At 47.9% G+C, this 12,785-nt stretch carries 15 protein-coding genes; 7 read left to right on the top strand and 8 right to left on the bottom strand.

Annotation, left to right across the window (positions count from 1 at the left end; genetic code table 11):
* Window positions 1-137 precede the first annotated feature (137 nt).
* Complete coding sequence (locus tag CWE09_RS03995; protein ID WP_126802715.1) at window positions 138-1,457, top strand: MFS transporter; 1,320 nt, start codon at window positions 138-140, stop codon at window positions 1,455-1,457.
* 11 nt (window positions 1,458-1,468) lie between these two features.
* On the opposite strand, the gene pgm is transcribed toward CWE09_RS03995, so the two are convergent.
* Both pgm and seqA read right to left on the bottom strand, forming a co-directional pair.
* Window positions 1,469-3,103 (bottom strand): phosphoglucomutase (alpha-D-glucose-1,6-bisphosphate-dependent), encoded by a 1,635-nt coding sequence (gene pgm, locus CWE09_RS04000; RefSeq protein ID WP_126802716.1) that lies wholly within the window; start codon window positions 3,101-3,103, stop codon window positions 1,469-1,471.
* Window position 3,104: 1 nt separating this feature from the next.
* Window positions 3,105-3,602: a replication initiation negative regulator SeqA gene (gene seqA, locus CWE09_RS04005; protein WP_126802717.1), complete on the bottom strand. Its 498-nt coding sequence runs from the start codon at window positions 3,600-3,602 to the stop codon at window positions 3,105-3,107.
* 133 nt (window positions 3,603-3,735) lie between these two features.
* Here seqA and CWE09_RS04010 point away from each other — a divergent pair, with 133 nt between their 5' ends.
* From CWE09_RS04010 to CWE09_RS04035, 6 genes are all read left to right on the top strand, one after another.
* Window positions 3,736-4,500: an alpha/beta fold hydrolase gene (locus CWE09_RS04010; RefSeq protein ID WP_126802718.1), complete on the top strand. Its 765-nt coding sequence runs from the start codon at window positions 3,736-3,738 to the stop codon at window positions 4,498-4,500.
* A 66-nt stretch (window positions 4,501-4,566) separates the two neighbouring features.
* A complete protein-coding gene (locus tag CWE09_RS04015; protein WP_126802719.1) occupies window positions 4,567-4,785 on the top strand; it encodes a DUF2788 domain-containing protein in 219 nt (72 codons plus the stop codon).
* Window positions 4,786-4,788: 3 nt separating this feature from the next.
* The gene (gene ybfE / locus CWE09_RS04020) at window positions 4,789-5,079 is read left to right on the top strand and encodes a LexA regulated protein (RefSeq protein WP_126802720.1); all 291 of its coding nucleotides are present in this window, start codon (window positions 4,789-4,791) and stop codon (window positions 5,077-5,079) included.
* A 25-nt stretch (window positions 5,080-5,104) separates the two neighbouring features.
* A complete protein-coding gene (gene fldA, locus CWE09_RS04025) occupies window positions 5,105-5,632 on the top strand; it encodes a flavodoxin FldA (protein WP_126802721.1) in 528 nt (175 codons plus the stop codon).
* A 107-nt stretch (window positions 5,633-5,739) separates the two neighbouring features.
* A complete protein-coding gene (gene fur, locus CWE09_RS04030) occupies window positions 5,740-6,201 on the top strand; it encodes a ferric iron uptake transcriptional regulator (protein ID WP_126802722.1) in 462 nt (153 codons plus the stop codon).
* Between the two features lie 6 nt (window positions 6,202-6,207).
* Window positions 6,208-7,239, top strand: a complete 1,032-nt coding sequence (locus CWE09_RS04035; RefSeq protein ID WP_126802723.1) for a saccharopine dehydrogenase family protein — start codon at window positions 6,208-6,210, stop codon at window positions 7,237-7,239.
* Between the two features lie 152 nt (window positions 7,240-7,391).
* On the opposite strand, the gene glnS is transcribed toward CWE09_RS04035, so the two are convergent.
* From glnS to CWE09_RS04065, 6 genes are all read right to left on the bottom strand, one after another.
* A complete protein-coding gene (glnS, locus tag CWE09_RS04040; RefSeq protein ID WP_126802724.1) occupies window positions 7,392-9,062 on the bottom strand; it encodes a glutamine--tRNA ligase in 1,671 nt (556 codons plus the stop codon).
* Window positions 9,063-9,123: 61 nt separating this feature from the next.
* Window positions 9,124-10,065, bottom strand: a complete 942-nt coding sequence (locus tag CWE09_RS04045; protein ID WP_126802725.1) for a 5-oxoprolinase subunit C family protein — start codon at window positions 10,063-10,065, stop codon at window positions 9,124-9,126.
* Window positions 10,062-10,775: a 5-oxoprolinase subunit PxpB gene (pxpB, locus tag CWE09_RS04050; RefSeq protein ID WP_126802726.1), complete on the bottom strand. Its 714-nt coding sequence runs from the start codon at window positions 10,773-10,775 to the stop codon at window positions 10,062-10,064. The genes CWE09_RS04045 and pxpB overlap by 4 nt, the downstream gene beginning before the upstream one ends.
* Window positions 10,776-11,528, bottom strand: coding sequence for a 5-oxoprolinase subunit PxpA (locus CWE09_RS04055; RefSeq protein WP_126802727.1), 753 nt, complete (start codon window positions 11,526-11,528; stop codon window positions 10,776-10,778).
* A complete protein-coding gene (locus tag CWE09_RS04060; RefSeq protein ID WP_126802728.1) occupies window positions 11,529-11,936 on the bottom strand; it encodes a hypothetical protein in 408 nt (135 codons plus the stop codon).
* A gap of 95 nt (window positions 11,937-12,031) precedes the next feature.
* The gene (locus CWE09_RS04065) at window positions 12,032-12,778 is read right to left on the bottom strand and encodes an SDR family oxidoreductase (protein ID WP_126802729.1); all 747 of its coding nucleotides are present in this window, start codon (window positions 12,776-12,778) and stop codon (window positions 12,032-12,034) included.
* Window positions 12,779-12,785: the final 7 nt, after the last annotated feature.

The following is a 12,785-nucleotide window of genomic DNA, read 5'->3' on the forward strand; positions in this document are numbered from 1 at the left end:
AGGATAATAAACAGCCTGCGCAGCGGGGGCAAGTGACAACCTGTGGATAACCACTTAGCAAGCTAGCCTGTGCGCCCTGCAACTGCTAAAGTACCGCTATTGTTAGAGATTTTTGTTTGCTCAGGAATATGTAAATAATGTTAAAACAACAGTTGAAAGCTGTCAGCTCACTACTTAGCACCATGACGTTGATTGGTTTATGCGTCGGCATGACCAGTACACTGCTAAGTCTTAGAGCCACGATTGAAGGCTTTTCGACCATGACCACTGGCATTATTATGTCAGCCTACTTTATTGGCTTCCTGTTTGGAACCACCAGAGCACCTAAAGATATTCGCCGTGTCGGCTATATTCGTGCTTTTGGCGGACTGGCCGCGCTGGCTTCAATCGCAGTATTAATTCAGTCTATCTGGGTTGAACCAACAGTTTGGTTCGTCGCCCGTTTCCTTAGTGGTTTCGCGATATCCGCCATGTTTGTAATTGCAGAAAGCTGGCTCAATACCATGGCCGATAACCGCAACCGCGGCACTATGTTATCGGTATATCTGGTGCTTATTTACGGCGGTCTGATCGCAGGACAACTGATTCTGGGCATTGCTGATCCTGCCACCTTTGTGCCTTTTGTTATCATCGCGATGCTTATTAATCTCTCGCTGATACCTATTCTAATTGCTATATCAGTAGAACCCACCACCCATTCGCCGCGCAAGGTGCCTATTCGATTTTTGCTGAAACAGGCTCCCCTTGGTATCGCCGCTGCTTTTATTATCCAGGCCTGTTACGCCATGTTTTATGGCATTGGACCCATGTACGCCATTTATATCGGTTTGAGTGTGCCCCAGGTAACTATTTTTATGGCGGCTTTTATTTTTGGCGGCTTAGTACTGCAAGCTCCGGTAGGTTTGCTTTCCGACCGCATTGATCGTCGTATGGTATTGGCTGGAGTTGCCGCTGTTGGCAGCATTGCAGCACTAGTACTCTCTCAGCTGGATGGTACAACCCCACTACTGATATTCTTCTTTATGGCAATTTTAGGTGGCTGCCTGCTACCGGTTTACTCACTGGCTATGGCACACACCAATGATTACCTGGAAACGGATCAAATGATTGGTGCCACTGGCTCTATTATTAAGGTAGGCGGTATAGGCGCCATTATTGGAGCTCCTTCAGTAGCGGCTTTAATGCAATTCGGTGCCGTTGAGGCGTTCTTTTTCCTAATTGCTGGCTTAACTCTGACTATCAGTCTTTACGCTATGTATCGCACTACACAGCGGGCCAAAGCAAAAGAACAAAGCCATTCAGTGCTTACCAACCTGGCGCCGGCGCAGCTGTCTGAAGAGTTGTTAAGTTCACTGGTAGAAGATGCGGGGGACGATCAGGATGAAGACGAACGTCCCCATGTTCCGGTTGACGATGCGCCTGAAATCAGACCCAGCACCAAACCGGAACAGGACTAAATAGAGTAAAATTAGCTAAGTAGTTTATCGACCAGAGCCTGTGCCTGCTGCTGAATCTGCGCTAAATGCTCAGCACTTTTCAGGCTCTCGGCATAGATTTTATAAAGCGGCTCAGTGCCTGAAGGACGAGCTGCAAACCAGCCATTCTCAATGACCACTTTAAGCCCGCCAAAAAGCGCTTTATTACCAGGCGCTTTGGTCAGTATTGCAGTCACTTTTTCACCGCCAAATTCGCTTAACTCAATCTTCATTTCAGGCAGTTTCTGAAAAGCATCCATCTGTTCAACACTGGCTTTAGTGTCGGTACGCGCATAATAAGAAGTGCCATGTTCAGCTTCCAGCGCCGCATAATACTGGCTTGCAGATTTGCCGCTGACAGCCTGAATTTCGGCGGCCAGCAAACACATAATAATACCGTCTTTATCGGTGCTCCAGGCTTCGCCTTTTTTATCCAGGAAACTGGCACCAGCGCTTTCTTCGCCAGCAAAGATTAAAGAACCATCTCCTAAGCCCTGGGCAAACCACTTAAAACCTACCGGTACTTCCATCAGAGGCCGGCCTAACGCAGCTACCACGCGGTCGATAATGGCGCTGGAGACCAGTGTTTTACCCACTGCTGCGGTCTGCTTCCACGACCGGTTGCGACCCAGATAATCTATAGCGACTGACAGGTAATGATTGGGCTTCATTAACCCATCAGGAGTTACTATGCCATGACGGTCATAATCCGGGTCATTCCCTACAGCAACGTCAAAATCGTCTTTCATCTGCACCAGGCTGGCCATCGCATAAGGTGACGAACAATCCATACGAATACTGCCGTCTTTGTCCAGTGTCATAAAAGAAAAAGCCGGGTCAACATGGTCATTGAAGATAGTAATGTCTAATCCCAGCGTATCGCGAATAGCACGCCAATAGGCGCTGCCAGAACCACCTAAAGCATCTACCCCAATACGAATACCCGCTTTGCGAATAGCTTCAATATCAATAACATCACTGAGCGCCTGCACATAACTGTTAATCCAGTTTTTGCGTTTACAGAGTTCAGAATCCAGCGCTTCTGCATACGACACCACATCCACCGCCATCAGATTACTGACAATAAGGGCGTTGGCATACTCTTCAATGCGACGGGTTACTTCACTGTCTGCCGGTCCACCGTGGGGAGGATTGTATTTAAAGCCACCATCCTGAGGTGGATTATGGGACGGCGTGATCACCACTCCATCCGCCAGGCCTTCTTTGCGACCGCGGTTATAACGAATGATTTGCTGACTGATAACCGGTGTGGGCGTGTAACCCAAACCTTCCTGAACATGAACTTCAACGCCGTTACCAATGAAGACTTCAAGTGCTGTAGCAAAAGCCGATTCTGATAAGGCATGCGTGTCTTTACCCAGCATTAAAGGCCCATCAATGCCGTTTTCCTTGCGATACACGCAAATAGCCTGGCTGATAGCCAGAATATGAGTTTCATTAAAAGAGCCGGACAAAGCACTGCCCCGGTGTCCTGAGGTGCCAAAACTCACTTTTTGTGACCGTTCACGCATATCAGGTTCACGCACGTAATACTGCGTCATCAATTGCGCAATATTCGTCAAATCATTTACCTGGGCTTTTTGCCCCGCTCTTGCATGCACACTCATATTATAAAAAGTCCCTGATTTTTTCTGCTTCGCTGTCACTGTAACCTAATTCCCGGGCGACAGACGTCAGCATTGATTTTTTCTTGGTGGTGTTATTATTGGTAATCACCCAGTACGGAGATTGCGGGATCTGCTTAGGGTTCGTGCTATTACCGCTAGTCAGCAATGCCTCTTCGCTGGTAGCAAAATAAATACGATCACGCCCTTTAATGTCCAGTACTGCACGAAAGTCTTCATTATGACTACGATAAAGCATAGACAAAATAAACAAAAAGCGGGCCACAGCGCTTTTTTCAGTCGCCAGGTCTTCGCTGGTCATGATATCAAATACCCGACCGGACTGGAGTGGAGCTGCACTCCCTACGGCAGCTTGCTGCGCAGAAGAGTTCTTCTCAAGCTTTAGCAGGCGGCGTAAAATGTCCGATGCACTCTCACCGATATGTTCAGTGTTAGCGGCTATGTAAGTGTAAATATCTTCATCAATTTCTATACGTTTCATGGACTGCTCACGACGGTTTTCCGAATGCGCGCAATTATACCTTAAGCAAGTCCCTGATTGCACCGTTGATTCAGCTGAGCGACAATGTAAGTTATTGATGGCGTATGCATACCCCAACAGGAGACTTCTTCCTATGCAACTGAATTACGAATCCAGCGGTTCGGGCACCCCGGTTATCCTTATTCATGGTTTATTTGGTGATTTGGACAACCTGAAAAGTATCAGCCGCAGTCTGAGCGATGATTATCAGGTAATTAATATTGATGTGCGCAACCACGGCCAGTCACCGCATTGTGATGATATGGATTATGCCGATATGGCTGACGATGTCATCGCCATTACAAAAGAGCTCGATCTGGACAAATTTCACCTGCTTGGCCACTCCATGGGCGGTAAAATAGCTATGGAAATTGCACTGCGTCACCCCAGTCAGGTGCGCTCCCTGGTTATCGCTGATATTGCGCCGGTAGCCTACGACGCCCGCCACACTGAAATTATCGACGCTTTATGCGCCATTGACGTGGAAAGCCTGGAAAACCGACAAGAAGCGGATAAAGAGCTGGCAAAAACGATCAACGAAAAAGGCGTACGCCAATTTTTGCTTAAAAATCTGCGTAAGGACGGCGACAACTGGTTTTGGCGCTTTAATCTGGCTGCGCTGAAAGCCAATTATGAAAAATTAATCGGCGCCCCCACCAGCGAAGGACAATACAACGGCCCGGTGCTTTTTATTCGGGGCGAGAAATCTGATTATGTTCAGCAAAGTCACCGTGACGAAATTGCGCCCCGCTTTCCGCGAGCAACCGCAGAGACTATTGAAGGTGCAGGCCATTGGCTTCATGCTGAAAAACCCACGGAATTTAATCGTTTGGTTGCTGATTTTATCGGCCAACATTAGTCCTGAGCTCTCGCTTCAAAATCAGCGTTGTGCTACTATATGCGCCGATTTGATTGAGGTAATGCCATGTTATCTGAATATTTTGAACAAATTGAAGGGCTGCTGACCAATCTGGCAATTGCTGTCCTCTTTCTGTTGATAGGCTTAGCCATTCAGGACGTCCTGAAAAAAGGCGATGTCCCTAAGTTCGGCCGCATTGCGGTATGGATAGTGCTCTTTCTTGGTATGGCCGGTTTCCTGGCGAAAGGCATCATTCAATTTGTTATAGAATCCGGTTTAGACTAATACATGGCAAAAGAAGCAACGGACAAGGTCACTATTGACCTGTTTCAGCATCAACGCCGGCCTGGGCGGCCGAGAACCAACCCGCTCACCCGCGCTGAACAAATGAAGCTGAATAAAAGGCGCCAGCTTAAACGTGATAAAGAACGGGGCTTGCGTCGTATTGAACTGAAAGTTGAAGAGTCTGTCTACGAAGCATTGAACGAACGTGCTGAGACTTGTGGTTTAAGCCGCAGTCAGTTAATTGAAAAACTACTGACTGAAGCGCTGGCAACTGAGACAGACAAAGATATTTAATTAAACATGCGGGTATAACTGATTTATGGCAACCGTTGGACTTTTCTTTGGAAGCGATACCGGCAACACAGAAGCTGTTGCCCACATGATCCAGAAAGAACTGGGTAAAAATCTTATCGATGTCAAAGACATTGCTAAATCCAGTAAAGAAGATATTGCCGGTTATGATTTGCTATTGTTCGGAATTCCGACCTGGTATTACGGTGAAGCTCAGTGTGACTGGGATGACTTCTTCCCTGATCTGGAAGAGATTGATTTTACCGATAAACTGGTAGCTATTTTTGGTTGTGGCGATCAGGAAGATTACGCCGAGTACTTCCTGGATGCCATGGGCATGGTACGCGATATTGTCGAAACCAAAGGTGCTATCGTAGTCGGCCACTGGCCGAGTGAAAGTTATAACTTCGAAGCTTCTAAGGGGTTAGTCGATGACAGCCACTTTGTTGGCCTGGGTATCGACGAAGACCGTCAGCCTGAACTCACTAAAGAACGCGTCAAAGCCTGGTGCGCACAATTGCAAGAAGAAATGTATTTAGCTGAGCTGGCAGACTGATTTCAATAATTCAGAAGGAAAAGCCGACCTAAAAGGTCGGCTTTTTCATTTCATCCAGCGCTCGTTCTGGCTATAATCAACTTACCACGCACTAAACTGAGTAGAACATGCCGAGTACTGACGCAGAACTAAAAAAAGCGGGTCTTAAAGTAACGTCTCCGCGCATTAAAATTCTCGACATCCTGAAGAACCCGAATCATCAGCACGTTAGTGCTGAGGAAGTATATCGGATCTTACTCGACCAACAAGACGAGGTCGGTTTAGCTACTGTCTATCGCGTACTCAACCAATTTGACGACGCAGGCATTGTCACGCGTCATCACTTTGAAGGTGGACGTTCGGTCTTTGAATTGAGTGAAAAAGAACATCACGATCACCTGGTTTGTCTGACTTGCGGTCGGGTTATTGAGTTTGAAGACAATGTCATTGAGCGTCGACAACTGGAAGTTGCCGAAGCAAACAATATAAAGCTGACCAACCACAGTCTTTACCTGTACGGTGAATGCAAGAAACCGGATACCTGTGAATACAACTCGGCCGACGCATCTCATCACCGTATTGAGGTCTGATAAGCAATGAAATGGATGATATATGGAGCCACCGGTTATACCGGTGAGCTCATCACCATGCACGCCCGTCGTATGGGCTACAAACCTGTACTAGCCGGGCGCAACAAACAAAAAATAGAAACCCTGGCGAACCGGGCTGAACTGCCCTGGCGGGCTTTTGAATTAGATACCCCAGACTCCATTGCGGAACAGCTAGACGATATCGATTTGATTATTAATTGCGCCGGTCCCTTTGAGATCACCGCCCCGCCCATGCTCGAAGCCTGTCTGAAAGCACAAACCCATTACCTTGATATCACTGGTGAAATCAGTGTTTTCGAACTTGCCTACAGCCTGCGTAAACGTGCAGTCGAGGCCGGTATCATTATCTGCCCCGGAGTCGGTTTTGACGTTATTCCTACCGACTGCATTGCAGCACGACTAAATGCTCAGATGCCCAATGCCACTCATCTGGCGCTTGGTTTTGACTCCAGTTCACGCATGAGTCGTGGTACTGCCCTCACCGGCATTCGCCGTCTGGGCGATGGTGGAGCGGTGCGTGAAGATGGTAAAATCAAAGACGTGGCATTAGCGTTTAAAACTCGCCGTATCAATTTTGGCGATGGCGATAAAATGGCGATGACGATTCCCTGGGGCGATGTCGCAACAGCCTACTACACCACCGAGATCCCCAATATCGAAGTCTACGTACCGGCCAGCCCTAAGCTTATCAAACGTATGAAACGCCTTAACTGGATACGCTGGGGTTTCAAAATACCTTTAGTGCGTCAGCGCCTGGAAAAGAAATTAGCTAAACAACCGCCAGGGCCCGATAAAAAAGAGCGGGAACAACACTATACCTGGGTTTGGGGTGAAGCGCGTAATGCACAGGGCGATATCATTACCCTGCGTGAGAAAGTAGAAAATGGCTATACCCTGACCAGCAGAGGTTCCGTAGAACTCACTATTTATATTTTACGTAATAAACTACAACCTGGTTTTTATACGCCGTCTCGCCTCTACGGCGCCAAACTTATTGACCGTTTTCTGGTTACTTAAAACATGGTTACTTAAAACATGGTTACTTAAAACATGGTTACTTAAAACATGATTACTTAAAACATGATTACTTAAAACATGATTACTTAAAACAAAAAAGGGCATGCTTATTAGCATGCCCTTTTTAATGTGACCTATAAATCTGAGTAGCCTTATGACTGGTCCATTTTCGCCCAGCTGTCGCGTAAACCTACCGTGCGATTAAACACCAGCTTATCTGCTGTGCTCAATTCGCTGTCGATGCAAAAATAGCCTGTTCGTTCAAACTGAAAAGCATCTTCGGCTGCAGCTTTGGCAACAGAGGGCTCAACCACGCCCTGCACTATTTGCAGCGAGTTCGGGTTTAACGCATCGGCAATATTTTCTTCCGCTGCAGGATTAGCCACCTGGAACAGACGGTCATATAGACGTATTTCAGCAGGCACCGCGTGAGCGGCTGATACCCAATGAATAACGCCTTTTACTTTACGTCCGTCGGCAGGATCTTTACCTAAGGTATCCGCATCATAGCTGCAGTACACTGTAGTTATATTGCCTTCAGCATCAGTATCAAAACGCTTGGCTTTAATTACATAGGCATTACGTAGCCGTACTTCTTTATCCAGTACCAGACGCTTGAATTTCTTATTGGCTGACTCACGAAAATCTTCACGCTCAATCCAGATTTCTCTGGAAAAAGGCACTTCACGAGTACCCATATCCGGGTCATTCGGATGATTTGCCGCTTGCAGGGTTTCACTGTCACCTTCAGGGTAATTTTCGATAACCACCTTGATAGGATCCAGTACCGCCATCGCTCGTGGCGCATGTTCATTCAGATCGTCACGAATACAGGCTTCCAATATGCCCATTTCAACCTGGTTATCCATTTTAGTGACACCAATGCGATGCGCGAATTCACGGATAGAACCCGGGGTATAACCACGACGGCGCAAGCCCGCAATAGTTGGCATACGCGGGTCATTCCAGCCTTCTACATGCCCTTCATTGACCAGGTCATTGAGCTTACGCTTACTCATTATGGTGTATTCAAGATTCAACCGCGAAAACTCGATCTGCTGAGGGTGACAGTCGATACTGATATTATCCAGTACCCAGTCATACAGGCGGCGGTTATCCTGAAACTCCAGTGTACACAGAGAATGTGTAATGCCTTCCAGCGCATCTGAAATGCAATGGGTAAAGTCATACATAGGATAAACACACCAGGTATTGCCAGTCTGATGATGCTCAATATGACGAACCCGATAAATTACAGGATCACGCATGCACATGAATGGCGACGCCATATCAATTTTGGCGCGCAAACTGCATTCGCCTTCTTTGTACTCGCCAGCGGTCATGCGCTCAAAAGCAGCCAGATTGTCTGCCACTGAAGTATCACGATACGGACTATTAGTGCCCTTTTCCGTCAAAGTACCCCGTAGCGTTCGCATATCGTCCTGAGTGGAGAAATCAACATAAGCCAGGCCTTTCTCGATCAACTCAATCGCAAAACCATGCAAAGCTTCAAAGTAATTCGATGAGAAACGCGGCTCACCCTGCCACTCGTAACCCAACCAGTTCACATCGCGCTTGATGGAGTTAATATACTCGACACTTTCTTTCAGTGGGTTAGTATCGTCAAAACGAAGATTGCATACCCCCTGATAGTCTTCTGCAATGCCAAAGTTCAGCACAATCGACTTGGCGTGACCGATATGCAAATAACCATTCGGCTCCGGCGGGAAACGCGTATGCACCTGAGTATGCTTACCAGAGGCTAAGTCCTGGTCAATAATTTTACGAATAAAGTTCGTTGCACGTGGCGCGATTTCGGCCATGAAAGGTATTCTCCAACAGCGTGTTAGCAAAGGTTAGTATGATCGCAATATTATGCTCAGCTTACAAGCCGAAAAAACGCAGGTAACGGCGCATTTGCTGCTGCGCTGTCATCAGGCCTATATGAGCAAAACGCACTTCCGTGCCCGGCTGTCGCTGGGCCAGAGCATAACAGTCCAGCGGCAGTATATTGCCCAGTTTGGGGTATCCCCCCAGCGTCTGACGATCGTTCAGCATTACAATAGGCTGGCCATCCGGTGGTACCTGCACTGAAGCATAACTAATGCCTTCTGAGAACATGGCTAAATCCGGGCTGGCTATGGCATCGCCTAATAAACGAGCCCCCATGCGATCACTGCGGGTATCCAGTTCAAAGGGCTGCTTTAATACCTGACGCCAGGCTTCTTTACTGAATTCATTCTGCTGGTAACCCGGAATAATGTTCAGGGTTACCGGGCCCGTGTAATCGGGCATGAAGCGCTCGGGTAACTGTCGTGGCAACTGTTCTTCGGGTAAAAATCCCGCCGCTATAAAATCATCCTCACGTAAGGCAGATCCGTCCTGATGCAGCCCACCCAGAGCATCTCGCTTAACCGTTGCTGCACTACCCAGCGAAGCTGGTACCTGGAAGCCCCCCTGCACCGCAAGATAAGCACGAAAGCCTATACGGGGACGCGCAAAGCGCAACCGGTCTCCGGTTGAGACCCAAAAGCTGCGCCAGGGCGCCTGCGGTTCATCATTAATGGTCAGATTAAGATCCCCTCCAGTCACCGAAAGCATCGTTTGAGTACGGGCTTCAAGCTCCAGGCCACCAGCTGTAATTTCTATTAACGTACTACCGGCTGGGTTGTCCAGCAAACGGTTAGCCCAACTGGCTGCCATTTCATCCATAGCGCCGCCGCTGGTTACACCCAAGTGTTCATAACCACTGCGACCGGCATCCTGTAACAGACTGAAAAAACCTGGTTTTACAACCCGAAACCCTGTTATTGCTTCTCTGCTCATGTGCGCGGCATACCTTGTTTTTCAAGTGACTTCATTTCAGCTTCAGAGACTTTCACAAAACGTACGCAATCACCAACTTCCACGGGCGTCATCGGTTCTTCCTGCCAATTAAACCACTGCATTGGGCTAAACCCAATCAGATTCCAGCCACCCGGCGATTGACTGGGGTAAACTGCAGTCTGCTGCTCTGCAATAGCGACCGCACCTGCGGGCACTTGCTGCCGGGGGGTATCTAATCGGGGCACTTGCAAACGTTTATCCAGTTCTCCCAGATACGCAAAACCTGGCGCAAAACCCAGCGCATAAACCTGGTAATCAGTGGCCCTGTGAATTTCGATGACTTCATCCGTTGTTAATTTGCAATGACGCGCAACCTGCTCCAGATCCGGCGCATAGCTGGCCGCATAACAAACCGGAATCTCAACCAGTTTGCGACAACTGGCGTTTTCTTCATAAGGCATTTCCGCCAGTACTTTCTCCAGCAACTGCTGCAAATCATACATACGACAGGCACGCGGATCATATTCAACTAACAGCGTGTTATAGGCAGGAGTAACCTGGGTAATAAGTTCCCCATAATCGCGCAGCAGCAAATCACGAATTTGTTTCAGGTAGGTCGGCATTTCACTGCGCATCTGGTTACCCATTCGCACCAGCATTGCATTCACCCCAGCCAGTTCAAATTGCGGGGTTGGTTTATGACTACTCATTTAACTATCCTGTCGCTTTTGCAGCATGGCTTTTATCGCCCTTACGGCTTCTAAGGCTACTTCATTATCGCCATGCACACAGAGGGTACTTGCAGCAAGCTCAATGGTTCTGCCGCTGATACTAGTCACCCGGCCCTGCGTTGCTATCTGTTCTGCCTGGGCCAGCACTTTTGCCTGTTCATGATGCACAGCGTCTTTCTCTGCCCGCGATAGCAAACTGCCATCTTCATTGTAGGCTCGGTCAGCAAATGCCTCAAAACGCAGTGTCAGAGCATAGTTATTAGCTTCTTCCTGCAGTTTCTGGTTCTGTTCACTGGCAAGAACTACGAGATCGGGTTTCGACCAATAATCCGACACGGCTTTGAAAATTGCCTGGCGTACTTCCGGCTCCTGCATCATGGCGTGATAAAGCGCACCATGGGGCTTAACGTAACTAACCTGGCTGCCTTCCGTACGACACACCCCATCCAGTGCCGCTATTTGATAGAGCACCAGAGCTTCTACTTCAGAACCGCTTAACGCCATGGCCCGGCGCCCAAAACCTTCTTTGTCCGGGTAGCCGGGATGCGCACCAATTTCAATGTTATGAGCCACAGCCAGTTGTACCGTATTACGTAAGGTCACGGGATCTGAAGCATGCATACCACAGGCAATATTTGCCATTTCTATCAGCGGCATGACCTGCTTGTCCCGGCCCATACGGTAGGCACCGAAACTCTCACCCAAATCACAGTTTAGCTTAACCTGTGGCATCTATTTCTCCTGCTTTTTCTTCTTCTGCGCTTCTTTGTAACGCTCAGAGAAGCGCAGCTGCATCACCATGAAGGCATATAAGCCAACCGCCAGTGCTGCCAGCCATAAGGTTGGCAAAGCCAGTACCCAAAGCTGATGTTCAAAATAAATGGTCAGTGAGCCTATCACACCAAAAGTAAAAAGGGCGGTACTCAAATAGAGTATCGGCACAGTCGCTTTCTGGATGAAATCAAGACGTAAAAGGCCAGCAAAACAACCCAGTATAATACCCAGCGCCATGGGCTGAAATGCCTTATACCAGTCAAGCTGTGTAGCAACGATAATGTTCCATAACTGATCCATGTCGGAAACCAGAAAGATAAGACCGAGAGGAGCGGTTACAAGAGCAATGGTTTTTTGAATATTCATAGTCTGATTTCTGTATCCTGTATAAGCATCTGCAATTACTGCCTATGATGCCAAAATTCATTCAATTAACAAACCAGACCATGGTCGCAGAATTGCTAGAGTAAGTAACGTAACCATTTTAGTGGCAGACGTTTCATGACATAACCCAGAGGAGCCCAGGGCCACCAGGGCACATAAGCGCTACCGACTTCTTTCTCGATTTGTTTCACCATAGCTTTCACACCAGGCACCGTATCGACCATATATGGCGTGTCTTTCACTTTCTCATTCAGTTCTGAGCGAATATAACCAGGCATGATGCAACTCACTGCAATAGGTTTACGCATCACATCAGCTCGAATGCCTTCAGTCAGTGCAACCAACGCTGCTTTACTTGAAGCATAAGAGGTCATAGCCCCTGGCATGCCCCGTATCGCACTCATCGACGAAATAGTCACCAAATGGCCATTATTCTGTTCGCGGAATATTTCCATCGCCGCTTCACACTGAGCCATAGCCGCAATGTAATTAGTCTCCGCAGTCATTTTATTGGCTGCAAAATAACCTTTGCCAATACCGGCGCCTTTGCCCATGCCCGCATTTACAATCATGCGATCCAGTTGACCAAATTCCGCTTTAAACGCCTTAATAACCTCAAATACCTGGTCATGATCATTCACATCCAGTGCTTTTATCGACACTTTAATGTCCGGGTACTGTTTTTCCAGCTCAGCTTTCAATGCTTCCAGTCTGTCGGTGCGCCGTGCGCAAAGACCCAGATTACGGCCTTTAGCGGCAAATTGGCGGGCCATTTCTTCGCCCAGACCTGAACTAGCACCCGTAATGACTATATTTTTTCGCATCTTAAAT

Source organism: Aliidiomarina minuta (genome assembly GCF_003987145.1).
In the GTDB taxonomy this organism is placed as follows: domain Bacteria; phylum Pseudomonadota; class Gammaproteobacteria; order Enterobacterales; family Alteromonadaceae; genus Aliidiomarina; species Aliidiomarina minuta.